The following is a 26,692-nucleotide window of genomic DNA, read 5'->3' on the forward strand; positions in this document are numbered from 1 at the left end:
CCATTCGGGGCACTATGGGGGTATACCGACTGGTAAGAACCGGAGGTTGCGCGATGTACGACGTCGTACTGCTCGTCGAACAGGAACTGTCCGAGCCCGACGCGAAACGCGTCGTCGAACTGCACAATGACATGCCCGAGCCGGTCATGTACCACGTCCTCGTGCCGTGCCACAACGCCGAAGCCGGCGTCGAGGCCTCGATCAGCGCACTGGGGACCGCGGACCTGTACGGACCGGGTCTGGCCGGTCAGCGCGAGGACCTGGCCGAGGCGCAGAAGGCCATCGACAGCGAGGCCAAGGGCTGCAGCGGACGCAGCGTGACCCGGCTGCGTGACCTCGGGCAGAACGCCCAGGGCGGCATCTCGCACGACCGGCCGATCGACGCCCTCGTCGCGACCGTGCAGCAGACCCAGGGGCAGGAGGTCATCATCCTGACCCGCCCGCACATCGTGGCGGAGTTCTTCCACCTCGACTGGACCAACTCGGCCCGCCGGCACCTCGGCGTACCGATCCTGCACCTGCTCGAGCACGACGCGCAGAAGGCCCCGGCCGGATCAATGCGAGAGCAGGGCGGCGTAGGTGACACCGCCGGCGAGACTCGCGATCAGCAATGACAGCGTGGTCCTGACCGCTCGCTCACCGGTGCGACCGTAGTGGCGGCCGTCCTCGGAGTGGTACGCGACCTTGAAACCCGCGTACCCCGCTGCGAGGACGAGCCCTAACCTGATCATCAGACACCTGCCGCTGTGCCGGATACCGCATCTGTTTCCGCGAACTGCGTGTGGTACAGATCAGCGTACTCGCCGCCGGCCGCGAGCAACTGCTCGTGCGTGCCGCGCTCGACGATGTTGCCGTGGTCAACCACCAGGATCAGGTCCGCGTCCCGCACGGTCGACAACCGGTGCGCGATGACGAGCGACGTACGTCCCTCCAGCGCGGTGTCCAGCGCCCGCTGAACGGCGACCTCGGACTCGGAGTCCAGGTGCGCGGTCGCCTCGTCGAGTACGACGACCTTCGGGGCCTTGAGCAACAACCGGGCGATCGCGAGTCGCTGCCGCTCGCCACCGGACAGCCGGTGACCACGATCGCCGACCACGGTCTCCAGACCGTCGGGCAACGCCGACACCAGCTGCCAGATCTGCGCGGACTCGAGCGCGGCGACCATCTCGTCCTCGGTCGCGTCGGGCTTGGCGTAGAGCAGGTTGGCGCGGATCGTGTCGTGGAACATGTGCGCGTCCTGCGTGACGTACCCGATCGTGTCGTGCAACGACTGCAGCGTGACATCGCGGACGTCCTCGCCGCCGACGCGCACCGCTCCCCCGGTCACGTCGTACAAACGTGCGACCAGGTTGGTGATGGTCGTCTTGCCGGCACCGGACGGCCCGACCAGCGCGACCATCTGTCCGGGGCGGATCGCGAAGCTGACGTCCTCCAGCACCTGGGCCGAGACGCGCTTGTCCAGCACGGCGACGGCCTCCAGACTGGCCAATGAGACTTGCTCTGCGGTCGGATAAGCAAAAGCCACGTGCTCGAACTCGACGCTGGCCGCATCGTCGGGCAGGTCGACCGCGTCCGGCGCGTCCTTGATCATCGGCTCGAGATCGAGCACCTCGAAGACCCGCTCGAACGAGATCAGCGCCGTCATCACATCGACGCGGATGTTGGAGAGCGCGGTCAGCGGACCATACAGCCGGCCGAGCAGCGCGACGAGGGCGAGCAGCGTCCCGATGGTCAGTGTCTGGCGTACGGCGAGGTTGCCGCCCACGCCGTACACCAAGGCCGTCGCCAGCGCCGCGACCAACGTCAGCGCGGTGAAGAACACCCGGCCGAGCATCGCGATCCGGATGCCGAGGTCGCGGACCCGGCCCGCGCGCTCGCCGAAGTCCGCGGTCTCGAGCTGCGGCTTGCCGAACAGCGTGACGAGCAGGGCGCCGCCGACACTGAACCGCTCGGTCATCGCGGTCGACATCTCCGCGTTGAGGTTCATCTGCTCGCGCGTCATCGCCGCCAGCCGCCGGCCGAGGACCCGCGCCGGGATCAGGAAGATCGGCAGCATCAGGATCGCGACCACGGTCAGCTGCCAGCTCAGCGCCAGCATCGCGCCGACGACCAGGATCAGGCTGATGATGTTCGAGACCACGCCGGACAGCGTGGAGGTGAAGGCCTGCTGGGCGCCGATCACGTCGTTGTTGAGCCGGGACACCAGCGCGCCGGTCTGCGTGCGGGTGAAGAAAGCGATCGGCATCCGCTGGACATGCGAGAACACCTTGGTGCGCAGGTCGAAGATCAGCCCCTCCCCGATCCGCGCCGAGAACCACCGCTGGATCAGGCCGAGCAAGGCCTCGAAGACAGCGAGTACGGCAACTACCAGGGCCAGCGCGGTCACCAGGCCGGCATTCCCCTTGGAGATCCCGTCGTCGACGATCTTCTTGAACAGCAGCGGCGACGCGATCACCAGGACCGCGGAGACGATGACCAGCAGCAGGAACGCCGTGATGTGCCAGCGGAACGGCTTCGCGAACCGCGCGATCCGCGGCAGCGTGCCCTTGGCCAGCTTCTGCCCGGCCACGGACGCGTCCTGGCGGCGCCAGCCCATCGCACCCATGCCGGGGCGCATCATCGGTGACGACATTCAGTCCCCTCCCTCTGGATAGATCTTCCAACACTTCACGCCGCTCGACACTTCCCGCAACTTTTGGTTGCGCATTCGAGAGATCCTGGGCTACAGTCATGTGCAACAAAAGGTTGCGAAAGGATGAGGGCGATGGCCAGGAGTATCGAGCGGGAGATTCGGGTGGAGGCTACCCCGGAGGTGGTCTACGAGGTGGTCAGCTCGCCGGAGCACCTGCGTGAGTGGTGGCCGGACGAGGTGGACCTCGACCCGAAGCCCGGAGCGACCGGCACGATCACCTTCCGGCAGGACAACGGCAACATGGTCGAGCCCCTGACGGTTGTCGAGGCCGACCCGCCGCGGCGCTTCTCCTTCCGCTGGGCCTACACCGACGAGCCGGCCACTGCGGAGAACTCGGTACTGGTCACGTTCGACCTGATCCCGAGCGACGGCGGCACGCTGCTGCGGTTCGCCGAGACCGGGTTCGACGAGGCCGCCAAGTCCGACGCGCTGCTCGCGGACCACACGAGCGGCTGGGACTACTTCATCCCCCGGATCCCGCCGTACGTCGATCGGCTGGCGAACCGGCCGTGATCGACGACGAGCTCTGGTCGGCGATCGGCGACCCGACCCGGAGGCGGATGCTCGACCTGCTGCTCGCCGACGGCGGCGGTACGTCGACGAGCCTCAGCGACCAGCTGCCCGTCACCCGCCAGGCGGTCGCGAAGCACCTCGCCGTCCTCGACCGCGCCGGACTCGTGCACTCCGCCCCGTCCGGACGCGAACGTCGCTACACCGTGGACGAGTCGCAACTCGCCCGCGCGATCAACCAGCTGTCCGACGTCACCGAAGCCTGGGACCGGCGGCTGCAGCGCATCAAGCGGATCGCCGAGGCGATCCAGAAAACCAGAGATGAGGCACAGCAATGAACGACATCCTGCACAGAGTAGGCATCATCGCGTCCCCGAAGGACGTCTACGCGGCACTCACCACGATCGACGGCCTGGCCGGCTGGTGGACCGAGGACACCACCGGCGACGTCGACGGCGTCATCGCATTCCGCTTCGCCACCGCCGGCGGGGACGGCTTCGACATGAAGGTCCTGGAAACCACACCGGGCGAGCTCGTCCGCTGGGAAGTCGTCGGCGGACCCGAGGAATGGATCTGCACCCACGTCAGCTTCGAGCTCTCCCAGACCGACGAGTACACGATCGTGCTCTTCAAACAGGCGGGATGGCGTGAGCCGGTCGAGTTCATGTACCACTGCAGCACCAAGTGGGCCACGTTCCTGATGAGCCTCAAGCAGTACGTCGAAACCGGCAAGGGCGAGCCGGCGCCGCACGACGTGCTCGTCAGCAACTGGCACTAACCCTGCAGGGCGCCGAGGAGCTCCTTGAGTCGACGCTCCTGGGCTTCGCGCTCGGCCTTGAGCTGGTCGTCGTACGAGCGGTCCGCGGCACCGAGGAGCAACGCCTTGGTCTCGCGGATCGCTCCCGGCAGCGGGCCGAGCAACGCGTCGGACAGGTCCTTCACCGTCGCCTCCAGCTCATCGGCCGGTACGACGATGTTGGCCAGGCCGAGCTCCTTGGCCTCGGCCGCCTCGACCCAGCGACTCGTCGCGCACAGCTCGAGCGCCCGCGAGTAGCCGATCAGCTGGACGAGCGGCTGCGTGCCGCCGAGATCCGGGACGAGGCCGAGTGCGGGCTCGCGCATGCTGAAACGCGCGTCCGGGGTGACGACCCGGAAGTCGCAGGCCAGCGCCAACTGGAACCCGGCGCCGACCGCGTGGCCCCGCACGGCGGCGATGCTGATGATCTCGGGGCGCCGCAACCACGAGAAGCCCGCCTGGAAGCCGGCGATCAGCTCGTGCACCTCGTGGGTCGGCTTCGCACCGAGGCTGAGCAGCGGCTCCTGGCCCAGATCGTTGTCGCCCATGATGAGGCGGCGGTCGAGTCCGGCCGAGAACGACGGCCCCTCCCCCGACACGACGACGACGCGGACCTCGGGCGGCAACGACGTACCGAAGTCGGCCAAAGCACTCCACATCGCTGGAGTCTGCGCATTGCGCACCTCCGGCCGATCGAGAACCACGCGCGCAACAGGCCCGTCCACCGACAACCGCAGATCCGTCATAGGCGGAACATTACTGCGGAGTAATCAGGCGAGCGAGACCAGGTCGGCGTAATCGCTGGACCAGAGGTCCTCGACGCCGTCGGGGAGCAGTACGACGCGCTCCGGCTCGAGCGCCTCGACGGCGCCCTCGTCGTGGGTGACGAGGACGATCGCGCCGCTGTACGAGCGGATCGCGTTCAGCACCTCGGCGCGGGAGGCCGGGTCCAGGTTGTTGGTCGGCTCGTCGAGGAGCAGTACGTTCGCCGCCGAGACGACCAGGGTCGCGAGGGCGAGCCGGGTCTTCTCGCCGCCGGACAGCACGCTGGCCGGCTTGTCCGAGTCGTCGCCGGTGAACAGGAACGAGCCGAGCACGCTGCGGGCCTGGGTCTCGTTCAGGTCCGGGGCGGCCGACTTCATGTTCTCCAGCACGGTCCGGTTCACGTCGAGGGTCTCGTGCTCCTGGGCGTAGTACCCCAGCTTCAGGCCGTGGCCGTCGATGATCTCGCCGGTGTCGGCCTTCTCGATCCCGCCCAGGATCCGCAGCAGCGTCGTCTTGCCGGCGCCGTTCAGCCCGAGTACGACGACGCGCGAGCCCTTGTCGATCGCCAGGTCGACGTCGGTGAAGATCTCGAGCGAGCCGTACGACTTGGAGAGCTCGCGGGCCATCAGCGGCGTCTTCCCGCACGGGGCCGGCGTCGGGAACGCGATCTTCGCGACCCGGTCCGCCTGGCGCTCGTCCTCGAGCGACGACATCATCCGCTCGGCGCGGCGGAGCATCTGCTGGGCGGCCGCGGCCTTGGTCGCCTTGGCGCGCATCTTGTTCGCCTGGTCGACCAGCTGGGTGGCCTTCTTCTCCGTGTTCGCGCGCTCGCGCTTGCGGCGCCGTTCGTCGGTCTCGCGCTGGGTCAGGTACGCCTTCCAGCCGACGTTGTAGACGTCGATCTCGGCCCGGTTCGCATCCAGGTGGAAGACGCGGGTGACGGTCTCCTCGAGCAGGTTCACGTCGTGGCTGATCATGATCACGCCACCGGCGTACGACTTGAGGAAGTCGCGCAGCCAGATGATCGAGTCGGCGTCGAGGTGGTTGGTCGGCTCGTCGAGGAGCAGCGTCTCGGCCTGGGCGAACAGGATCCGGGCCAGCTCGACGCGGCGGCGCTGACCGCCGGACAGGGTCGCCAGCGGCTGGCCGAGGACCCGGTCCGGGAGGCCGAGGTTGGCCGCGATCCGGGCCGCTTCGGACTCCGCGGCGTACCCGCCGGCGGCGTGCAGGTCGGCCTCGGCGCGCTCGTACCGGCGCATGCCCTTGGCGCGGGTCTTCTCGTCGGCGCTGGCCATCGACTTCTCGGCACTGCGCAAGCGGCGTACGACGTCGTCCAGGCCGCGCGCGGCCAGGATCCGGTCGCGAGCCAGTACTTCGAGGTCGCCGGTGCGCGGGTCCTGCGGCAGGTAGCCGATCTCGCCGGACTTGGTCACCGAGCCGCTCGCCGGGAGGCCTTCACCGGCCAGGATCTTGGTCAGGGTCGTCTTGCCGGCGCCGTTGCGGCCGACCAGACCGACCTTGTCGCCCGGGCCGACCCGGAACGACGCGGGCGCGAGCAACTGCCGGGCACCGACGCGAACCTCGAGATTGGAGACAGTGATCATCGGGGTTCGCAGGGATCCTTTTCGCTAGAGCTCAAGCCGAGTTACCTGCTCTAGTGTAAGTGGCGTGAAATTCAATCCGGATGCGGATCTCGACACCAGTGGCGTCGAGGACACCCGCGGTAGTGGCGGCGGACGCGGTGGCGGCCTGCCCGGCGGGGTGATCCCGGTCGGCGGCGGCATCGGCGGCATCATCCTGCTGGTCGTCATCCTCCTGCTGACCGGCGGCCTGCCAGGCGGAGGTGGCAGCGCCGACGAGCCGGTCACGCAGAACACGGCGACCGGCAACCTGAGCTCCTGCAAGAAGGGCACCGACCTGCAGTCGAACTCGAACTGCCGGTTCGTCTTCTACCAGAACTCGATCGAGAGCTTCTGGGCCGCGGAGCTCCCCCGGCGCGGGAAGAAGTACACCCGGGCGCCGATGCGGGTCTTCGACGGCTCGGTGAGCACCGGCTGCGGCCCGGCCACCAGTGCGGTCGGCCCGTTCTACTGCCCGCCGGACATGCGGGTGTACCTGGACCTCGGGTTCTTCGAGACGCTGCAGACGGACCTCGGCGCCCGCGGCGGCGAGTTCGCCGAGGCGTACGTCATCGCGCACGAGTACGGGCACCACATCCAGAACCTGTACGGCATCCTCGACCGGATCAAGACCCGCAACGGCCCGACGTCCGACTCCGTGCGCTCCGAGCTGCAGGCCGACTGCCTGGCCGGCATCTGGACCAACCACGCCACCACGGTCCCCGGCAAGAACGGCCAGCCCCTGATCACCGAACTCTCCGACGACGACATCGCCCGCGGCCTCGACGCCGCCGCCTCCGTCGGCGACGACCGCATCCAGCAGAAGACCCAGGGCCAGGTAACCCCCGAATCGTTCAGCCACGGCACCGCCGCCCAACGCATGAAGTGGTTCCAGAAGGGCATGGACTCCGGCGACATGACCGCCTGCGACACCTGGTCCGCCAACCCCCTCTGACCACCTGGAGGGTTATCTCCTGGCGTTGCCGGTTCTCTCGTCTTACACGGGTGGGAGAACCGGCAACACCAGGGGATAACCCCTGGTGTTGCTGCGGGTCAGGCGACCTGGGCGGGGCGGTGGTAGCCGGGGAGGAGTTCGTCGACGAGGGCGTCGGTTTCGGCCTCCGGGCCGCGGGGGGCGCCGTGTTTGGTGAGGGCGGCGTACATCTGGCCGGCGACGTTGGTGACGTCGGCGGTGGTGCCGAAGTGCGACGCCAGGCGGAGGGTGGCTCGCCACAGTTCCTCCGAGGCCGGCGAGAAGCTGAGGCCGGTCTGGAGGGCCGTGCGGGCCAGGTTGCCGTCGTTGTGGCTGAGCGACGCCTCGGCGAGCCGCAGGGCGGCGTCGACGACAGCTTCGACCATCCGGCGCTCGATCCCGGACGCGGCGAGCCACGAGTAGCGGCCGCCGGGCAGGTTCGACCAGGCGGGGCCGTGGACCAGGCTGAGCGCCGTCGACAGCGGACCACGCGGGTCGTCCACCATCGTCGCCTGCTTGGCCAAGGTCCGGAACACGTCCCAGTCGACCCGTACGACGCTGCGGTTCAGCATCCAGCGGCCGGACTCGTCGGCGTACATCGCATCCACACCGACCCACCGACGGGTGTGCTCCAGCGCGGCGTCGCGCAGCTCCTCGCTGATGCCGCGCGGCCAGATCGCACCGGCGAGCACGTTCGGGTGTACGCCGTAGTCCTGGCTCGCCAGGAAGGCGATGATCTCCGTCGAGAGCGAGACCCGGCCCTCGTCGATCGCACCGCGGGCGTCCACCTCGACCGGACCGAGCAGGTCGACCTCGACCGGAGCCGGCTGGCTGAGATCGGTGGTCGAGAACTCGTACGCCGGCATGTCCTGCTCCGCGCGCCGCTTGTCCCGCGCGTCCACCTCGGCCGCGTCGAACAGCGCGACCAGGTCGGCGAACTGCTCCGGGTTGACGCTGTGGGCGTCCACCTCGAGGCCGAGCAGCCGGCAGACGGCCTGGTTCTTCTCGTCCACGACGAACCGCCACGGCGAGTTCATCACGTCGCCGACCACGACGACCGCGATGCTGCGCTGGGCGTCCGCGGCCAGCCGGTTCAGCTGGTCCTGCTCCTCCGGCGACGGCGGCGCGGACACGAAGATGATCTCCGAGCCCCACAGCGCCGCGTCGGGGTGCGACATCCGGGCTTCGGCGACCGACCCGGCGTTCCGCCGCTGGCACGCCTGCACCTGCGCCTCGGTACGCCGGGCGACCTCACCCATCGCGTCGTCGAGACGGATCCAGTAGCTCAGCCGGTTCGGCGCCAGCGACGACAGGTCGTCACCGAACCCGACCATGCTGATGTGCGCCCCCTCGGACCACAGGTTGGTCGCGAGCTCGACGGCGAGCGAACCGACCACGTCCCGGGACGCGTTGTTCACGCCGCCGAAGGAGACGATCCCGTTCGCGGTGTCGAGGTCGATGAGTACCGTCGCGCCGTCCGCGTTCTGCCCGACCGTGACCAGCGTCGGGTACGGCGCGGGCGCGTTGACCTCGCCACTCGGGCCGTACGCGCGCCGCAGGGTCCAACGGGTGCCTTCGGCAATCGCCTGCCACGGGCCGGGCGGCTCGGGCTGCGCCTCGTACGGGTCGAGTACCAGGGTCAGCGCCCGGTCCGTCACCAGCGCGGCGACGACCTTCGGCATCGACCGCTGCAGCTGCGTCATGTCCGCGCCGAGCTTGCGCAGCGCGTTGTCCACGAACTGAGCGGTCGGCACGTCCGACGCCAGCCGCAGGCCGATCTCGGTCTGCCGGTGACCTGCTGCCTTCGGCCCCGGGCCCAGTGCCCAGCCGCGACGCCGCCTCAGGGCCAGCGCCAGCCCGGCCGCGAGCAGCGCCGCACCGAAGCCGTAGATGCCGGCCTGCTGCAGGTTGATGCCGCTGCCGTCGGCCGCGACCGGCGTCGCCTCGGGCACCTGGATGCCGCCGCCGGCCGGCTCGCCGTGCTCGGACTGCCCGGTGCCGGGAACATGCGGCTCGACGGTGACGTTCGGGTCGCCCGGCTTGACGTTCTTCGCGCCGGGATCGTTCTGCGCGCTGCCGATGACCACCGACGAGCCAGGCTCGATGCCCTGCTCGGAGTACCGGGTCGGACCGCTGGGCTTGGTCTCGGTCTTCCCGCCGACCTTGCTCTCGGTCTTCGTGTTCGACTTGACCGTCGGCTTGACGGCAGTCCTGGTCTCGGTGGTGGTCTTCGTGCTGACCGTGGTCTTGCCGGTGCGGTCGTCGATACTCACGCGGACCGTGTGCACGCCCGGGCCCTTGGCGTCGCTCGGCAGCCGCACCTGCCAGCCCGGCATGATCAGATCCGGGTTGGTCAGCCGGCGGCCGTCGGGCTGCAGCTTGTTCTTGTTGAGGTCGTAGATCTCCTTGTACCGGCGGCCCTCGCCGAGGTACCGCTCCGCGATATCCCAGAGGCAGTCGTAGTTGCGGCCCTGCGGCGGACGGACCTCGGTGTACTTGATGACCTGACCCTTGTGGTCGTGGTTCGTCCGTACGCCGGTCGTCGTCTTCTGGTTGCCCGCGAGGATCTTGCTGGCCGCCTCGGTCTGGCGGAACTGCGACGTCGAGCTCTGCTCGGTCGCGTGCCGCGCGGACACCGAGGTCGGAGCGGCCGGACCGCTCGTGGTGACCGCGCTCGCGACCGGCAGGCTCACGCCCGCTCCGGCCGCGATCAGTACGACGGTGCCGATCAGCCGGCGGGCGATGGTCTGCGAACCGCCGCCGAACGGGATGTGTGGAGACAGGCCGTGCCCGCGGATCTCGGCGACCGCCTCCGCGATCAGGCAGACGACGAAGTGCAGCCACGCGACCCAGATGAAGAACGCGATGATGCCGAGGACGGTCCGGATGCTCAGCTCGTCGAACAGCATGCTGCTCGTCGGCATCTTGTCCGGCCACGGCGTACCGAAGAACCGCAGCAAGATGTACGGCACGCCGCCGACGATCGCGAGAATCGCCAGCAGCGCGACGAACCCCTTCAACCGGTCCGCGCCCGGACTCCCCGCCCGCCGCTGCGGCAACCGCGCCGCACGCACCGGCTCATTCGTCCTTACCATCGCTCCTCCATACCCCCACCATCAACCACCAATGGCCTGCGCTTCCTGAACCGGAAGCCGCTGTACCGCGGTCACGTTCGCCTGCCCGATCGGCTTCCAGCCGCCCGCGTCCTTACCGACCCAGTACGACACTTCCCACGTGATCGTCAGTTTCACCGTGTACATCTTCTCGGGCTGGTTCGCACTGGATCGCTCGTACGTGTGCTTGCAAGTGTTCATCTGATGGAACGGATCCTGGGTCTCGTCATACCCGTCCGGATCGTCCTCCGGCGTCACACCCATCGCGCACGTGAACGGCCTCGACCCGTCACCAGGGTCGACCTTCATCTTGACGACCAGGCCGCGCATGGTCAGGTTGTGCGTCGGGTCGATGTACCCGCTGTACTCCCCTGGGTCCTTGTGCGGGTCGGCCTCCGCCTTCGAGCTCTGCGCCGTCAGCGAGAAGAAGGCAGGCACGTTGACCCGCGGCGTGAACGTCGGCATGACCACCAGCGCCGGCGGCGGATAGTTGCTCCTGAACTCATGCCAGAAGGGCTCCATGTAGTTCGGGAACGGGCACTGCGCCTCCTCCGCCGGACCCACCGGGACGTAGGCGCGCTCCAGGTGAGCCGCGTCACCGCCGTCGTAGGTGTCGAGGTCGTAGTCGGTGATCGTGATCCGCATCACCCACTTCTTGCCCTCCGGCGCCTGCGGGAGCCGAATGCCGTTCGGGATGTCGAAGTCCCGGCACGGAATGAACGGCTTACCCGCGAGTCGCTTCCGCCACGTCGGCGGTGGGTCGAAGTTCGTGTCCGTATAGGCCGAGCCGTTGCTGCAGTACGCGCCGAAGCCCACGGAGTTGACATACATGCTGCAGACCGAGGTGCCGGTCTGGATGGTGTCGGCGGAGGCGGTTGTCGCGGGTCCGGCCATGAGTAGTGCGAGCACGGCGCTGAGCACCAGCAGTCCGCGGCCCACTCGGTTCTGCATCCTCACTCCCCAGACTCGACAGCTCTTCGGCAGGTTATCTTCGACCAGGTGCATCATGCCCGTTGCTCAGTGCCCCGTCACCTATTCGGAATGTGAATTCGGCAGTTCTGGCCTAGGCCGGATAGTGCACCCCGGCGCAGTTGACACCCTTCGGCGTGGCCAGGCGGTATGGCATCCAGCCGATGCCGGTCTCGATCATCTCGATGACCTCCGCGGACCCCCTGGGCGTCACCACGGTCCAGGCCTTCGCCTTCGGGTCCCAGTACTGCGTGGTTTGGGAACGGCAGGTCTGCACTGCGACGGTGCCGTCCTTCGTGCTGTGGGCGCCGACGATGACCACGCTGCCCGGGGGCTTCATGACCCAGCCGTTGCGCTGGGCGTCGAAGATGCCCTGCGACACGTCGGAGTAGAAGAACGACGGGAACTTCTTCTTCAGGATCGTGTCGTCCTTGGACACCAGCGCCTGGAAGTAGAGCGGGTAGCTCGTCACGAGGCCTTGGACGGCGGGGTTGGAGGCGAAGTTCCCTGTTTCGATGACGATCTGGCCCTTGGGCGCTGTCGTGGGCTTGGCCGTGGTGGCGGGCTGGGTCGGGGCGCTGGTCGGCTCGGTGGGCTCGGTGGACGGGGTGTCCGAGGACGAAGCCGTATCCGAGCCGCCGGCCGGGACCGGGAGGGTGCCGTCGTTCGAGTCCTTGCTGCAGGCACTCAACAGCAGGACTCCGGCCAACAGGGCGGGGAGGGCGAACCTACGCACGACGAACAATCCTCCGGTGTCTAGCGCCCGCTCGGCGGCGGCGTACTGGTGGGGCCGGTCGGCGGCGTCCCGGTCGGGGGTGTGCCGGACGGGTCGGGGGTGGGTGTCACGTTCGGCGAGCAGGTGGCGGGGAACGGGAACGGCGACAGGGTCCAGATCGGGGTCGGCGAGCCGACGGTCCAGGTCGGGCAGGGCAGGTCGATCGTCGGCGGGTGCGCGACGGAGGTCGGCGCGCCCGGGCCGTCCGTGGTCGGGTTGACCACGATCGGCGGGATGGTCGGGCTGTCGTCGGCCTTCTCGATGCCTTGCTCGGCGTGCGCCTGACCGGTGCCGCTGGCCTTCAGCGACGTCTTGCCGATCAGACCGAGGAAGGTGGTCTTGTTGGCGATGTCGACCTGGATGTCGACCTCTTTGTCGGTCAGTGTGGTCGGGCCGCAGGCGGTGACGGCCGGGTCGTTGCTGCGCACCTGGGCGCAGAACCCGGAGATCGCGACGGCCGCCTTGGCGGTGTCGATCTTGGCCTGGGCGACGTTCAGCTGGATCGCGGCGGCGCCGACGCGGGCGGCTTCCTGGGCGTACCCGACCGCACGGGAGCGGGCGCCGAGCTGACGGCCGCCGTCGATGACGAGTCCGGCCAGGGTGAAGATCATCACCGCGAGGATCGCGACGGCGGGACTCAGCGCACCCCGGGAGAAGCTCCGATGGTTGCCGGGAGCATCGATCCGGAGGAAGTCGGCGATCCGCGACCGGCGTTGCTCAGCTGTCACCGCGCACCCCCCGGTAAGGGTCGAGGGACGAGGTGAAGCGCTTGGTGATCGTGGTGTCGCCGCCCAGGCCGAGCAGGCCCAGGTCGCGGTAGTTGATCGTGCAAGTGACTTCGACCGACAACGGCGACCCGGCAACGAACCCGGTGGTGATCGAGCCGGACGCCGAATCCTTGCAGGACTTGATCGCCTGGCCCATCGTCGCGGTGACGGCCTGGTCGACGCGGCTCTGGGCGTCGGGCAACGACCGGGCCTGGCTGGCGCTCCGGGCGCCGTCGCGGGCGGCGCTCTCCAGCAGCGACGACGTCTGGAAGTACCGCCCACAGGCGAGCAGGAACATGAACAGCAGGAGCAGCACCGGCGCAAGGATGACCATCTCGAGCGCCATCGTGCCGCGCTGCCCGCGCGTCCCCAGTTTCATCCTCACGCTCACTTGTCGGCTTGGAACTGTTCGATCTGGCCGGTGGCGGTCCGGTTCACATGCAGCTTCAGCCCCGGCACGAGCGAGACCGTGTCGCCGCTGACGGTGAACGAGACCACGCCTTCGGGGTTGTTGTACTTCGGGAACTTCACATCCGTGTTCTGCAACGTCGTGCCGCCGAGCTGCGAGGCGTACGACGCGATGTCGGTGCGGACCTTCTCCCCCACCGCCGTGGTGTAGACGGTCGGCTGCACCAGCCGGAGCCGGGACACGCCTTCCTCCGCGGCATTCAGCGCGACGGAGCGCCCGTACAGCCAGAGGGCGGTCTGGATGGACAGGAAGATCAGCGTCAGGATCGTGGGTGCGAGGATCGCCAGCTCGAGTGTGCTGACACCTCGCTCCGACCGTCTGCGCCGCATCTTCTTCCACCCCAGCCGCATCGCTGTGACCGTCAGCTGCCGGTGTCGATATCGGCGGTGTGCTTGCTGATGACGCGCTTCACCACCACGCCGATCGCCAGCGCGGCGACGACCAGGATCCCCGAGATGATCGCCCACTCGAGTGCGGAGGCGCCCAACTCGGTGTGCCCCTGCCGGGCCCGAGCACGCTGGGCCTGCGCCCGTGCGAGCGCGTAGCGGGCCATGGTCCGCCAGAACATCAACTCCGAGGTCATCCGATTGCCTTCCAGATCGTGAGGCCGAGCGAGGCCTCAGTATGCCTTGTACGACGGACGAATCCGCCGAGTGGATCCCGTTCGCTGATCACCGTTTCGCGCTAACTTCCGAGGATGGCCACGCCGGCCGGGAACGCGAGGAACAGGAAGAACGCCGAGATCATGACGAGCTGGGCGACCAGCATCGACTGAGAGCGCTCACCCGCCTTGCCTTCCACGTCGGCCAGCTCCTTACGCCGCAGCGACGCCGCCCGCGCGAGCAGCGAGGACCGGATCTTCGCACCCTCGTCGCCGGCCAGTGCGAGCGCCGACGCCAGGTCGCGCAGCTCCTCGACGCCGAGGTCCTCACCGAGCAGTGCCATCGCGTCCCACGGCGTGATCCCGATCAGCCGCGCGTTCGCGAGCGCCTGCCGGATCCGGGCCATCGCCCAGTGCTCGCCGATCGTGGACGCGGTCATCAGCGCCTCGGGCAGGCCACGGCCACCAGCCAGGTTCATCGCGACCAGGTCGAGGAAGCTGCCGACCACGTGCCGGAAGTCGCGCCGCCGCTTCTCCGCCTCCTGCCGCAAGGCCAGGTCCGGCAGGAAGAACCCCAGCGTCATGAACGCCAGTGTCACGATCGCCGGCGCGGCACCCGGAGCGGAGAATCCGATCGCGGAGAACAGGAACAGCACGATCGGGATCAGGACCAGAGCGCCGAGCGCGAAGAACACCTTCGTCGCGAGCATCGCGGCGAAGGGCTGGTTCATCACCGCGAGATCGCGGCGCAGCTTGCCGAACGCCCAGCCCCGGGCGTTCGCCTCGGCCTCGAGTCGCCGGCCGAGCGTCTCCCTGGCCCGGTCCACGCCGCCGAGCACGCGCTCGCCGGCGGCGCTGGTGGTGGCGCTGGTGTACCCGCCGCGGCCGGCGTCGATCCGCGCGATCGTCGACAGCACGTTCGTCCGCGGCTTGATGAAGATCCGCACCGCGACGTACACGCCGAGGCCCGCCAGGCCGCCGGTGATGAAGGCCCAAGTCATCCGCTCACCGTCTCCATCCGGTCGTCACCCGGCCGGCTCAGCCGGCTGTCGGTGCTCATGCCGATCAGGAACCGCTCCGGCACCTCGATCTTGGCCAGCCGCCGCAGCCACAGCAGTCCGAGCGCGTACAGCCCGATCACGACGGTCAGCACGGCCTGCCCGATGAAGCTGCGGTACGGCGCCATGTACGTCGGGTTGAACAGCACCAGACCCGCCGCCATGATCAGCGTGATCGCGACGACCACCTGCACGCTGCGCCGGGTGGATCGCCGTTCCGCCGCGACCTTCCGCCGTACGTCGAGCTCCTCGCGGGCCGAGTCGGCCAGCGCGCTGAGCACCTCGCGCAAGCCGGGTCCGCGCAGGCGGGCGTTCAGCACGAGAGCGGCGACGATCAGGTCGGCCGAGGGGTCGTTCAGGTCGTCGGCGAACCGCATCAGGGCCGAGGGCAACGGTTCGCGGATGCGCAGCCGGTCGACCAGCAGGTTCAGGCTGGGCTTGATCGCCGGCGCCGCGTTCACCGCGGTCGCGGGGATCGCCTGCTCCAGACCCACCGCGCCGGCGATGGTGTCGCGCAGCGCTTCGGTCCAGGTGGCCAGTGCATCCAGCCGGTCGATCGCCCGGCGTTCCTCGCCGGTGCCGCCGAAGAACCGGTCCGCCATCCCGGCCAGCAGACCGAGAGCGATGGCGAGCACGAGCCAGCGGGTCACCACCAGCACGACCAGGCCGACGGCGATGGCGGCGCCCAGGCGGATCAGGTTCTTGCGGTTGTCGGCGGTGCGGTTGCGGAACAGCGACGGCGTCTCGTCCTTCGGCTCGGTGCCGCGGATCGCGACGATCAGCAGCATCACCGCGCCGCCGACCACCGCCCCGCACAGCAGCGCAAGCAAGGTCCTGTCGTTCATCGCGTCACGCCCACGATCCGTGGACGAGCGGCTGGTAGCCGTAGTGCTCGAGCTCGTCCATGCAGGCGATCGGGGCGTGCGCCGCGGCGCGACCGTCCGGTCCGGCCGCGAACACCTCGCCGGACAGCACCCGGCCGTCCCAGCCGGTGACCTCGCGGATGCTCTCGACGTACCGGCTCAGACCGCCGCCGCGCTGGTAGTCGTTGTGCTTGCGGATGAACACGACGAAGTCGAGCGCGCCGGCGATCAGCATCTGGGTGGCATCCATCGGCAGCCGCTCCATCGCCTGGATCGCGTACGTGCTGATCCGGTTGAACACCTCCATCGAGCTGTTCGAGTGGATCGTCGACAGGGAGCCGTCGTTACCCTGGCTCATCGCGTTCAGCATCGTCACGATCTCGTCGCCCAGCACCTCACCCACGATGACCCTCGAAGGGTTCATCCGCAGCGAGCGGCGGACCAGGTCGGCCATCGTGACCTCGCCGACGCCTTCGGAGTTCGGCAGGCGCTCCTCGAACGCGACCACGTTCGGGTGCAGGTCCTTGAACTCCCCGAGGCCGAGCTCGAGCGAGCGCTCGACCGTGATCAGCCGCTCGTGCGGCGCGATCTCGTTGGCCAGCGCGCGCAGCAGCGTGGTCTTCCCGGAGTTCGTCGCGCCCGCGATCATGATGTTCTTCCGCGCCGCGACCGCGGCCCGCAGGAACGAGCCGATGTCGTCGGAGATGGTCCCGTTGGCCACCAGGTCGCGCAGGTACACCTTCCCGAGGCGGGCGCGCCGGATCGACACGGCGGGGCGCGACGTCACGCCCATCACCGCGGACAACCGGGAGCCGTCCGGCAGGCGGAGGTCCAGCTGCGGGTTGGCCGAGTCGAACGGGCGGCTGGTCAGCCCCGCGTGCGCGGCCAGCACCTGGATCAGCTCGACCAGTTCCTCGTCGCTCTCGGCCACCGGACCGGGAGTCTCCTCGCGGCCGTCGCCGTACTGCACGAAGACCTGGTCGCAGCCGTTGATGTCGATGTTCTCGACCTCGGGATCGTCGATCAGCGGCTGCAGCCGGCCGACGCCGAACAGCGCGGAGTGGATCGCGCCGGCGATCTGCGCGTCGTCGTCCGGGGTCGGCGGCGTCCGGCCCTCGGCCAGCTCGTACCGCGCGTGGTCCTCGAGCACCTGCACGATCAGCGACCGCGCGTACTCCCGCTCGTCCTCCGCGCTCATCGGAGGTACGCCGTTGACCTGGTCGCGGCGACGCTGCTCGTTCAGCCGCTCCGCAACCTGCACGCGGAGCTTCCGGACCAGCTCCTGATCAGCGCTCATCGACGTCCTCGCTTCGCTCCGGGCGCCGATGAGACACGAGACGCACTGTGTCGAATGGTGATCTCGCTTCGCTCGATCACTGATAGCCACCCGGCGGGAACGCCGCGTTGGCCATGTCGAAGTCCTGCGGCGGCGGCGCGGAGACCAGGGAGGCCATCTCCGCGGTGATGTCCGTCGCGGACCGGATCAGCGGCGTCTTGTCGAGCCGGCCGTGGCCACGCCCGTCGAAGAACGCCGCACCGACCGGGTCGTACGCCAGGTGCCACCGGTGCCGGACCGGCACCGACATCGCGTCGAGCACGGTCCAGACCTGCTTGACGCCGTCACGCCGCTTCGGGTCGGCCACCACGATCACGCCGAGCTGGGCGTCCACGTGGTGCACCAGGGTGGACAGCCGCTCGCGCAGGTGCGCCACCGACGAGCCGGTCGCCGTACACACCATTACGACGAGGCGTGCGGACTGGATGACCGGCAACTGCGGCGACGACGCGCCGATCCGCCCACAGTCGGCCAGTACGTCGCTGTGCTGCATCTGGTTGAACGAGATGCCGAGCGGGTGCCACAGACCGCCCATGCCACCGACCTGCTCCGGCGACCGCACACCGAGCAGCACGTCGAGACCGCCGTCGAGCTGCTGACTGTGCGCAAGGATCACCTCGTCGCCCAGGCCCTTCCGGCTCGCGGCGGCCAGGCTCACCAGGCCGCGGTCGGAATTGAGCGCGGCGCCACCCGGCCCCGTCATCCGGATCGCCACGTCGCTGCCGGCCGGGTCGCACTCCGCCAGCAGCACCTGCCGCGGCCAGAGCGCACCGATGACCAGACTCGCGGTGGTGACGCCGGGTGAACCCTTCGCGCTCGCGAATGCCACCAGTGCCATCAGTTCGAACCGCCGTTGCGCGCGACGTCCGTCTTCGTCCCCGGCGGCAGCTTCGCCAGCATCAGCGACTTGGAGGCCGCTGCCGCGCCGACCGTCGTGATCTGGTCGGCCGGGATCAGCACGGTCACGTTCAGCGAGCTGTTCGCGCTGGTCTTCGAGTCCGTGATGGCGCCGGCGGTCGAGGTGACCTGGGCCGCCTTGACCAGCAGCACCGCCGAGCCGCCGTCCTGGTTCGCGGTGGGGACGCGGGTCACCGAGACGATGTCACCGACATCGAGCCCGTCCGACGGCGCACGACCGGCCTCCAGGCTGATACCGACCAGGGCGGCGCCGGTCGGGATCGGCTCCTGCCCGTCCTTGGTGAAGTTGTCCGGCGTGACGAACTGGTCCTTGTACAGCCACGTGGTGGTGTAGTGGCCGAGGTACTTGCTCGCCTCGGACCACGGGATCAGGCCGCCGGTCGCACCGGCCAGGTCGCCGCGGGACAGGTCCTTCGACTCGAGCTTGTGCCCGGGCGGAAGGCTGTCGGCCGAGATCGCGACGAAGTCGGACCGGTTGCCGCTGTTCAGCGCGATCAGCGCGGACCCGGCGGCGCCGAGCAGGATCAGGATCACCGCGAGCGCGGCCAGGGCCGGACGCCGCTCCCGGCTGCTCGGGAGGCGGTTGGGACCACCGCCCGCCGATCGGCCCGCTGCCCGGGCGCCTTGGGACGGGGTTCGCGTGGAGGACGAGAGACTCACCCGCCTACCGTAATGGCAGCGAGGTGCCACTCATGCCAGCAGGCCGGTGCCGTTACCGCGCCGCGACCCGCCTGCGTTCGGCGGTGGTGAGCAGTTCGTTGAAAGCGCCGGGGCCGCCGTGCAATTGGTCTAGATAGGTGTACAGCGCGCGCAGCGCCCTGCCGACGTCCTGCTGCCACCCGTCCCGCTCCTCCAACCAGGCCGTCAAGGCCCGCCCCTCGACCAGCGTGACCGCCGCGTTGACCGGCTGGGCGAGCCGCTCACCGCGCGGATCCGGTACGACGCTGCGTCCGCGGACCTTCCGGACCGCGTCGGCCAGCCCCTGCCGCTCGGCCCCGGTGAACACGTAGTCGAACCCGATCCCGCCGTGCAGCTGGTCGAGGTAGTCGCACAGAGCGATGAAAAGCTCCACGCCGTCGTACTCCGGGCCATCGTCGGCGACGTGCCGCAGCCGGGCGATCATGCTGCGCGCTTCGGAGACGCTCCACCGCGAAGTACCCAACCGGTCGGCCATGAACTTGATCCTAGGTGGCCGGTCAGGCGTAAATCGTTAACAGTTCGGGTGGTTCGAGTTGCTGGCAAGTAACCGCCTGTTTGCTAGATTCCGGAACTAGGACGTCCTAGTGACAACTGGTGAGCACTTGGACACCCAACGGGAGGGGGTGAGACGGCTGACCACACCCATTTCGTCGGCCGCCGATCCGACGACTCGCGCCCGCTGGGCAGTCGGAACCGCGCTCGGGATCCTGCACCCGTCCGCCGTTCCGCTGCGTAACGGACGGGTCTGGCTGAGCGGGCGCGACGACATGCTGCCCGCGAACGTCATGCGTGCGCTGGAGGAGCAGCTGACGCGCCGGGCCGCGGACCGCGCCGCCGACGACCGTCTGCTGGCCGAGGCCGTCACCGTGCTCGGCGCCGAGGTGGCCCGGGCGCGCGGTCAGCTGCCGGCCCGTGGCGCGATCGACGCGATAGACCAGTACCTGCGTGGTCCGGGGCTCGACCAGTCCCACCGGGCCGAGGCCGAGGCGATGCTCGAGCTGGCGCTCAGCAGGGCCGCGTCCGACGACCCTGACGCCGCTGCCCGGCTGGACCGCCTGTCCGGATCGGCTGGCGTCGTCACGCCGTCCACGATCGTGTCGACGTCGTCCCGGATCAGTCAGGACGCTCACCTTCTCGGCGTGAACGGTCCGGTGAACGGGCCACCCACCCGACGTGCAGGCCGACATCGGGCTCAGGTCGGCAGCAGCCACAGACGCGCCGAGGGCCGGCGGGTCTGGACCTCGCAAGTCCGCGGCACGGGCCTGGTGACCGGTGCGGGCGGACGACCAGGTGATCAGACCGACCTGACCGGGTCCGGCGCGCTGACGGCGCTTGCCGCGATGAGCGAGGTCGACCTCGCCGCTGCCTCCGTCACCGGCCCTCCGGCCGTGGACCTCCAGGCGCAGCGCGCGATCCTGCGGACGTCGGCCGCCGACGTGCCGCAACACGTCAGGATCGAGGTCGGGCCGACCACCCTCGACGCGATGGCGCAGGGCACCGTCCGATCCGGTACGGCGAACGACCCGCATGTACTGCGGATCTCGGCGCGTCTCGCCGACGACCAACTGCGCCACGTGTGGACGCACCAGCTCGCCCTGATGACGCAGGAGATCGCCGCCGCACGGGCAGACCGGCCGCGCGGCGTACTGGGCCGGCTGAAGTCGGTCTTCAGCCACGAGCGGCGCGACCGCCGGCTCCAGGCCGACCACGCGGCGTACCAGGTGATGGTCCGGGACTGGCAGGAAACCCGCGCCGAGACGCTGGCCAACGGCGCGCCGAGCGGGTCACGGAGCCTGGCCGATCTCGAGCGCGACCTCACCGGCCTGGCCCGCACGATCCGGCGCCACGGCGGATCCGAGCCCGTCCTCCCCTGGTCCGCCGAGGCGCTCGCCGGGCCGGATGCGACCACCTTCGGCGTAGCCGCGGTCCGGGCCAACCAGCGGCCGGCCCGGGACTCCGTCGCGCACCTGCGCGAAGAGGTCGTCACTCAGCTCCGGTCCCTGCAAGCCGCGGTCGACGATCTCGAGTCGCAGTCCGCCGCCAAGGCGGACAGCTCGGAGGCCGCGAAGGCGCTGGCCAGGAAGACCAAGCTCGAGGCCGCGACGGAGGAGCAGGGGCTCGACCTCGGCGCCGCCGAACGCGCCCGGATGATGCGGATCACGGCCACAGCCGCTGAGAACAAGGCCAACCGGCACAGCGAGATCAGCGCCGCGTACGGCGCCGCGGCGGGCGAGGCACAACAGGCCCTGAACGCGTACCGCACCCTCCTGGACGGGATCGACGCGGGCGGATCGCCGGCCCAGCTCCGATCGCTGGCCGACGCCGCGCAAACCCAGGTCGGCAAGTACGAGCAGAGCTGCAAGTCCGCCATGCCGGTCGCGGATGTGCTGATGACCGGCACGCCGGAGGGTGTGCCGGTCGAGCTGCCCGTCGACGTCATCAACGAGGAACTGACGGCGAACGGCGCCTCCCGCCTGCTCCCGTCGAGCGGGCCCCTGCCGCTGGAGAGTGCGGAGTACCGCATGCTGCTGTCGCAGGACGGCATGGTCTTCACCGTCCCCGGTGACGGGGACAGCAGCGTCTCCCGGATGCCGGAGGTCCGCCTGCGGATGCGCGCGCGCAACATCCGCGAGAAGGCGCACGACGACTTCGAGATGGCCGAGCAGATGTCCGGCACGCTCGGCGAAGGCGGTATCAGCGCCGGCACCACGAACACGCACTCGGGCAGCACCACGGTCGGCGTGAACCTGCAGCCGATCATGGCGCTGGCCGCACCGGGTACTCCGCTGCACGCGGTCGCCCAGCTGACCACGCCGAAGATCGAGGTCACCCACGGCCATACGCTGGCCGACAACGCCGGCGAGACCGGACACCATCAGCTCGGCTGGGTGAGCGTCCACCGTGGCGAGTCCGTTCTGGTGGAGTGGGACGGCGTCCTCGAGGTGGAGGTACGCAAGTCCCCCACCGAGCAGTGGTCCCCGGTCCGGAGCATCGATGTCGGCGCTCAGCAGACCTGGGTGGCCAGCCCGTACACGGTGAAGGCCGCGTCCGAGACGGTGAGCCTCGCGGAGCTCGGCCACGCCAAGGACGTCACCGGCGAGTTCCCGCGGTACACGATCGACAGCATCGACGGGCCGCGTGGCGTCGCCACCGATGTCATCCGGCAGGCCCAGGCGCGGTACGGGGACCTGGACGAGGTGACCGCCAGCCACATCTCCGGCCTGATCGTGATGGACACGCCGCGACTGATCCACGACATGAGCCGGCCGGGCGGTCTCACCCGCAGCTTCCGGACCGCCGACAACAACGAGTACGAGCTCACCTGGGAGCTCGAGCCGGACTGGAGCAAGGCCGAGCTCGTCGGCGAGTTCAGCGCCGAGATGGGGATGGAGAAGGTCCCCGTCGGCTTCCTCGGCGGCAACGCGAGCCAGACGTACGGCGCGTCGCTCACCGGCACCGGATCGCTGTCCTTCCCCGGCGTCCGGGACGCGGCCCATCCGGTGGCCGCGGCGACGGCGCTGAACGACGTCGCCGGGTCCGGTGTGAACCTCTCACCGAGCGTGTCCGCCGGCCGGAACGTGTCCCGCCAGGGCGGCCAGAACGTCAGCAACACGACGATCTCGCCCGTCGTCCACCGCTTCATGGGGACCCAGGGCGTCAAGGTCCCGCTCCGCGCGAAGGCGACGCTGCGCCGTGCCGGCGACCGGAAACCGCCGATCGTCGCCGAGAGCCTGTGTACGGCGCACATGCGGGTCGCGGAGAACGATCTGCTCCGGGCCGGTGGCCGCGCCGACGCGAAGGCCGTCCTGCGCGACAAGGCCAAGAACAACGCGATCAGGACGGACCAGGACGGCCGCGTGCTGCTGCGCGACGACCCGGAGCCGCCGACCGGTCCGCAGACGGCTCCGCCCTGGATGGGGCGCGGGCCGAACCAGATCCGCGGTGTCGGCCAAGGCCTGGCGCAGAACGTCGTCGGCGCGGAGCAGGCCTGTGCTGATGCGCTGGCCGGGCTCCGCGCGGAAGGCCTGGTGCCGAGGGACGGCGAGACCGGGACCAGGTCCCAGCTCGCCAACCGCCATCGCGTCGAGCAGGCGATCAGTGCGGCGCGGCTCGCGGCGGGGATGGACGAGGCCTGCCAGGGCGGCCTGATCGTGGTCCTCGAGGACGAGGGCTTCGCCGGCACACCGCGCTGGCGTCCGTACCGGTTGACCGTCGACCAGGAGTACGACCCGAAGACCGGCACCTTCGTCTCCGAGGGCCGCGGTACCAGCACGAACGAGAACCAGGTGCCGCTCGGCATCAGCTCGGAGGCGTCCAGCCGGACGATCGGGCAGAGCAGTTCGGTGCCGATCTCGGGCGGTATCGGCGGCTCCGTCGGGCCGGCGACAGGTGTCCGGGGCTGGGCAGCGAAGCTCGGTTTCAAGGCCAGCCGGTCCGCGTTCATGCGGAACATGAGCTGGACGGCGGGGCTGCGGATCAACCGGGTCACGCTGAGCGAGAGCACCGAGCCGCTCGACCGGGTCAGGCAGAAGATCCGGATCAGGTTCGCGGAGATCACCGACGCGGGCGACGCCGCGCCGTTGGCCGATGTCAACGGCAGCATGGAGGTCGCGTACGACAGCCCGCTGGCCCGGGCCGACACACCGGTGCTCGAGCAGACCCCGCAGGTGCCGTCCGCGGCCGCCGTCGAGCAGGCGATCCCGGTCGCCGTCGACGCGGGGAACGCGGCCGACGCGATCGCCGCCGCGATCCCGGCGATCCGCGCCGACTCCACCGCGCTGCCGGCGCTGCACGCGGCGCTGGCCCCGCGGAGCCTGATCGCGAACCGCGAGTGGATGAACGGCACGTACAAGCCGCCGTTCATGGTGGTGCAGGCGCCGGGCAACCCGATCCATGCGCTCACCGACGGCACGATCCTGCCGCAGCAGTACCAGGTGCACATCCGCGGCGAGGCGGTCAGCCTTACCCACGTCGCGATGACCCAGCAGAACAGCGTCGACATCAACTTCACGATGAGCGACGTCGGGTACACCTCGGGTACGTCGACCTCCGGCGGAGTCAGCGGGACGGCCAGTACCGGTCCGGTCGAGGCGGACGGCTCGGCGTACTCCGGTGGCGTCACGCTCGGCCGGACCGGCGGTAGGTCGCAGTCGACCACGGTCAGCGAGACGTCGGGTGAGGAGCGGCTGCTGATCAACGCCGGTACGCACCATCAGTTCCTGGAGCAGTACCGGATGTTCGCGGACATCGTGCACAACGGCCAGGTGGTCACGACCGTGCAGCTGCCCGACGCGACGGTGCAGAAGCTGATGGCCGAGCGGCGGGCGCTGGAGCTCTACGCGGCCGGCAAGCTCGATCTACCGCTGCGGATGGTCAGCGACGCGGCCGAGCGCTACCTGAACGACAAGCTTCCGCTCAGTCCGCGGGTCCGCGGCGCCTTCATCCGCCGCTACCAGCTGGAGAAGAAGGGCGTCACCACCGGTCTCGCGCCGACGCACACGACCGATCGGTTCGCCGCGAAGCTCCGGGCGGCGGGTGTCGCCGCGCCGGGTCAGCACAAGACCGAGGACGAGAAGCTCAGCGCGGCCCTCGACCGGTCCGACCAGATCGCCGCGTCCGGCCGCACCATGCACACCTCGGAGGCCTTCCAGGACAGCCTGGGCTCCGCCGAGGTCGAGAAGCTGGTGGTGGTCTCGGGCCAGGAGGAGCGGCCGGTCGATCTCCGGCCACAGGTCGCGGCCCAGATCGACGAGGCGGCCCCCGGACTGCGGAATGCCAGTCCGGTGGTGCAGGCCGGGCTGGATGTCGCCCTCGCGCCCGCGAACATCAGCGGTCAGCTGGACGACATGCTCGGCCCGGACGGAGTCGAGATCCCGATCGAGGCGCCGCTGTCCGGGCGGGCGCATCCCGACGTACTGGTGCTCCGGGTGCGGGCGCACTTCGAGGGCGACGTGACCGTCCGCGCCGTGCTGACCGACGCGGACGGGAATGTCCTCTACAACGAGAACGGACAGCCGAAACTCGCGGCCGAACAGGCCGGCGGAGCCGAGCAGGAGTACGACTACGAAGGCCGCGACCGTTCGGTGAGCCGCACCCGGTCGATCTCCGTCGGCGCCGACGGCGGAATGCCCGGGGCGGGCGGCGTCAATCCCACCGGCGGTGTCTCGACGGACCTGACCACGACAGACACCCTGGGCGACGGCCACCAGAACACCACCATCCGCCGGCACGGCGCCTTCGTCCGGAACCTGGCCGAGCGGAAGGTCGTTTTCACCACCGAGGTGGTCCGGCTGCACAACGCCGGCGCGTCGGCGATGAACAGCACCGGCGCGAAGCTGCGCCGCCTCGACCCGGATGCGAAGGTCACCCGCTCCGCGCCGCGCCGGCTGACGGCCGAGTTGTTCACGATGATGCCGGACGGCGAGCTGCGCGACGGCCCGGCGCCACAGACCGCGGAGATGGCCGAGCAGCAGCCCGACCACCGCAGGGTCCGGCTCCCCGAGGGCGCGACGCCGGTCCGCTCGGTGCCGTTCGGCCGGGGTCAGAAGAAGCAGGACCAGCTGTACGACAACCTGACCGCCGTCCTGCAGCAGCCGCAGTTCCTCGGACGGCGCGGCATGGCCACCTTCCGGCACCTGGTCCGGTCGACGCTGAAGCCGAGCGCGCTGAAGGCGAAGATCGGTCGCCTGCTCGACGGCGGGATCGACCTGGTGCCGATGAAGCAGCCGGGCAACGGCAAGTCGATGATCAACGTCACGGTCAACGCGAGGGCGGTGGGCTGGGAGCTCAGCGGCGATCCCTCGTTCGGTCAGGAGGGCCATGTCTGGCGGAGTCAGCGGGTGGCGCGCTCCGGCAGCTCCCGGAACCGGCGGACGCCGGTCACCGCGACCGGCGGGCTGAACGGCGGTGTGGTGGCGGTCAGCGGCGCGGCCGGTGAACAGGTCAAAGAGCAGACCGGCGACGCGATGGGCACCCGGTTCGAGCTCAGCCGCTTCCTCCAGGGGCAGATGGTCACGGTCCGGATCCCGGTCGTGTACGACGCCACGATCCGCACCACAACCGACAACGGCCGCGGCGAACAGGTCACCAAGAAGACCACCCACGTGCCCAACCTCGCGAACGGCCAGATCTTCGTGCGGATGCTCGGACACCGGTATCTCGAGGGCCTCCGGCAGCTGGAGCAGGGCGTCGCACTGGACTCAGTACTGGCCGATTCCCGGCTGCAGGCCGTGCCGGAGAAGCTGGGCCGGCCGGACATCGTGGCCACCGAGTACGGGCAGGGCAAGACCGGACAGGAGTACCAGCCGTACCGGCCGCTGCTGGAGGCGATCGACCGGGCGCAGGCCACGAAGCGGCCGGTCGTGCTGCTGGTCAAGGAAGCCGACGGCACGGAGCGGAAGTACCAGGCGCTGCCCGGCGACCCGGCACAGAACCGGCCGGCGACCCTGCTCGGGGTGAACGACGGTGGTTTCGCCTCCGCATTCGCCACGCTGAATCGGCAACTGGCGCAGATGGCCGAGGGCCGGGTCGACCTGCGCGAGCTGTACAACACGTCGTCGCCGGACGGCAGCTTCAGCGGCAAGGTGGCCGCCGAGCTGGAGAAGGCCGGCGTACCGCGGGATGTGCTGAAGGCGCTCGACTACACGACCGCCGCGCGCAGCATGTCGCCGGCGACCGCTCCGGCCGCACGCCAATCGGCGACCGGCGCGGGACGGACCATCGCACCGACCGGCCACGGGCAGACGATGAGCGGGCCTTGAAGGCGATAA

Annotated in this window: 22 protein-coding genes; 6 read left to right on the forward strand and 16 right to left on the reverse strand. The window is 69.7% G+C overall.

What is annotated here, in order from left to right; genetic code table 11:
* The first annotated feature begins 53 nt into the window (after window positions 1-53).
* Entirely contained in the window at window positions 54-614 is a 561-nt protein-coding gene (locus tag ACIA58_RS10655) for a hypothetical protein (RefSeq protein ID WP_396403390.1), read from the forward strand.
* A 116-nt stretch (window positions 615-730) separates the two neighbouring features.
* Here ACIA58_RS10655 and ACIA58_RS10660 read toward each other — a convergent pair whose 3' ends face one another.
* Window positions 731-2,632 carry an ABC transporter ATP-binding protein gene (locus tag ACIA58_RS10660; RefSeq protein WP_396403391.1) on the reverse strand — a complete coding sequence of 634 codons (1,902 nt, stop codon included), beginning with the start codon at window positions 2,630-2,632 and terminating at the stop codon, window positions 731-733.
* Window positions 2,633-2,764: 132 nt separating this feature from the next.
* Between ACIA58_RS10660 and ACIA58_RS10665 the strand changes: the two genes are divergently transcribed.
* From ACIA58_RS10665 to ACIA58_RS10675, 3 genes are read left to right on the forward strand one after another with little or no spacing between them, the layout of a single operon-like run.
* Window positions 2,765-3,205, forward strand: coding sequence for an SRPBCC domain-containing protein (locus tag ACIA58_RS10665; protein WP_396403392.1), 441 nt, complete (start codon window positions 2,765-2,767; stop codon window positions 3,203-3,205).
* Complete coding sequence (locus ACIA58_RS10670; protein WP_396403393.1) at window positions 3,202-3,540, forward strand: ArsR/SmtB family transcription factor; 339 nt, start codon at window positions 3,202-3,204, stop codon at window positions 3,538-3,540. The genes ACIA58_RS10665 and ACIA58_RS10670 overlap by 4 nt, the downstream gene beginning before the upstream one ends.
* A complete protein-coding gene (locus ACIA58_RS10675) occupies window positions 3,537-3,980 on the forward strand; it encodes an SRPBCC domain-containing protein (RefSeq protein ID WP_396403394.1) in 444 nt (147 codons plus the stop codon). Before ACIA58_RS10670 ends, ACIA58_RS10675 begins: the two co-directional genes overlap by 4 nt.
* On the opposite strand, the gene ACIA58_RS10680 is transcribed toward ACIA58_RS10675, so the two are convergent.
* Both ACIA58_RS10680 and ACIA58_RS10685 read right to left on the reverse strand, forming a co-directional pair.
* Window positions 3,977-4,744 carry an enoyl-CoA hydratase/isomerase family protein gene (locus ACIA58_RS10680; RefSeq protein WP_396403395.1) on the reverse strand — a complete coding sequence of 256 codons (768 nt, stop codon included), beginning with the start codon at window positions 4,742-4,744 and terminating at the stop codon, window positions 3,977-3,979. The genes ACIA58_RS10675 and ACIA58_RS10680 overlap by 4 nt on opposite strands.
* A gap of 24 nt (window positions 4,745-4,768) precedes the next feature.
* A complete protein-coding gene (locus tag ACIA58_RS10685; protein ID WP_396403396.1) occupies window positions 4,769-6,367 on the reverse strand; it encodes an ABC-F family ATP-binding cassette domain-containing protein in 1,599 nt (532 codons plus the stop codon).
* 64 nt (window positions 6,368-6,431) lie between these two features.
* On the opposite strand from ACIA58_RS10685, the gene ACIA58_RS10690 reads away from it, so the two are divergent.
* Window positions 6,432-7,337, forward strand: a complete 906-nt coding sequence (locus ACIA58_RS10690; RefSeq protein ID WP_396403397.1) for a neutral zinc metallopeptidase — start codon at window positions 6,432-6,434, stop codon at window positions 7,335-7,337.
* A gap of 98 nt (window positions 7,338-7,435) precedes the next feature.
* Here the strand turns inward: ACIA58_RS10690 and ACIA58_RS10695 are convergent, their stop codons facing one another.
* From ACIA58_RS10695 to ACIA58_RS10755, 13 genes are all read right to left on the reverse strand, one after another.
* Complete coding sequence (locus ACIA58_RS10695) at window positions 7,436-10,450, reverse strand: hypothetical protein (protein WP_396403398.1); 3,015 nt, start codon at window positions 10,448-10,450, stop codon at window positions 7,436-7,438.
* A gap of 21 nt (window positions 10,451-10,471) precedes the next feature.
* Complete coding sequence (locus ACIA58_RS10700) at window positions 10,472-11,419, reverse strand: hypothetical protein (protein ID WP_396403399.1); 948 nt, start codon at window positions 11,417-11,419, stop codon at window positions 10,472-10,474.
* A gap of 112 nt (window positions 11,420-11,531) precedes the next feature.
* Window positions 11,532-12,173 (reverse strand): hypothetical protein, encoded by a 642-nt coding sequence (locus ACIA58_RS10705; RefSeq protein WP_396403400.1) that lies wholly within the window; start codon window positions 12,171-12,173, stop codon window positions 11,532-11,534.
* Between the two features lie 20 nt (window positions 12,174-12,193).
* A complete protein-coding gene (locus ACIA58_RS10710; protein ID WP_396403401.1) occupies window positions 12,194-12,940 on the reverse strand; it encodes a TadE/TadG family type IV pilus assembly protein in 747 nt (248 codons plus the stop codon).
* On the reverse strand, window positions 12,930-13,358 hold the full coding sequence (locus ACIA58_RS10715) for a TadE/TadG family type IV pilus assembly protein (RefSeq protein ID WP_396403402.1): 429 nt from the start codon (window positions 13,356-13,358) through the stop codon (window positions 12,930-12,932). The genes ACIA58_RS10710 and ACIA58_RS10715 overlap by 11 nt, the downstream gene beginning before the upstream one ends.
* Before the next feature lie 8 nt (window positions 13,359-13,366).
* Window positions 13,367-13,777: a TadE/TadG family type IV pilus assembly protein gene (locus ACIA58_RS10720; protein ID WP_396403403.1), complete on the reverse strand. Its 411-nt coding sequence runs from the start codon at window positions 13,775-13,777 to the stop codon at window positions 13,367-13,369.
* A gap of 32 nt (window positions 13,778-13,809) precedes the next feature.
* The gene (locus ACIA58_RS10725) at window positions 13,810-14,031 is read right to left on the reverse strand and encodes a hypothetical protein (protein WP_137254948.1); all 222 of its coding nucleotides are present in this window, start codon (window positions 14,029-14,031) and stop codon (window positions 13,810-13,812) included.
* A 101-nt stretch (window positions 14,032-14,132) separates the two neighbouring features.
* Window positions 14,133-15,050, reverse strand: a complete 918-nt coding sequence (locus ACIA58_RS10730; RefSeq protein ID WP_396403404.1) for a type II secretion system F family protein — start codon at window positions 15,048-15,050, stop codon at window positions 14,133-14,135.
* Entirely contained in the window at window positions 15,047-15,952 is a 906-nt protein-coding gene (locus ACIA58_RS10735; RefSeq protein ID WP_396403405.1) for a type II secretion system F family protein, read from the reverse strand. The genes ACIA58_RS10730 and ACIA58_RS10735 overlap by 4 nt, the downstream gene beginning before the upstream one ends.
* Window positions 15,953-15,956: 4 nt before the next feature.
* A complete protein-coding gene (locus tag ACIA58_RS10740; protein ID WP_396403406.1) occupies window positions 15,957-17,267 on the reverse strand; it encodes a CpaF family protein in 1,311 nt (436 codons plus the stop codon).
* Window positions 17,268-17,343: 76 nt separating this feature from the next.
* The gene (locus ACIA58_RS10745) at window positions 17,344-18,144 is read right to left on the reverse strand and encodes a hypothetical protein (protein WP_396403407.1); all 801 of its coding nucleotides are present in this window, start codon (window positions 18,142-18,144) and stop codon (window positions 17,344-17,346) included.
* Entirely contained in the window at window positions 18,144-18,884 is a 741-nt protein-coding gene (locus tag ACIA58_RS10750) for a hypothetical protein (protein WP_396403408.1), read from the reverse strand. The genes ACIA58_RS10745 and ACIA58_RS10750 overlap by 1 nt, the downstream gene beginning before the upstream one ends.
* Window positions 18,885-18,936: 52 nt before the next feature.
* A complete protein-coding gene (locus tag ACIA58_RS10755) occupies window positions 18,937-19,398 on the reverse strand; it encodes a hypothetical protein (protein WP_396403409.1) in 462 nt (153 codons plus the stop codon).
* Between the two features lie 148 nt (window positions 19,399-19,546).
* Between ACIA58_RS10755 and ACIA58_RS10760 the strand changes: the two genes are divergently transcribed.
* Window positions 19,547-26,683, forward strand: coding sequence for a hypothetical protein (locus tag ACIA58_RS10760; protein WP_396403410.1), 7,137 nt, complete (start codon window positions 19,547-19,549; stop codon window positions 26,681-26,683).
* Window positions 26,684-26,692: the final 9 nt, after the last annotated feature.

It is taken from the genome of Kribbella sp. NPDC051586, assembly GCF_044453965.1.
Classification (GTDB): domain Bacteria; phylum Actinomycetota; class Actinomycetes; order Propionibacteriales; family Kribbellaceae; genus Kribbella.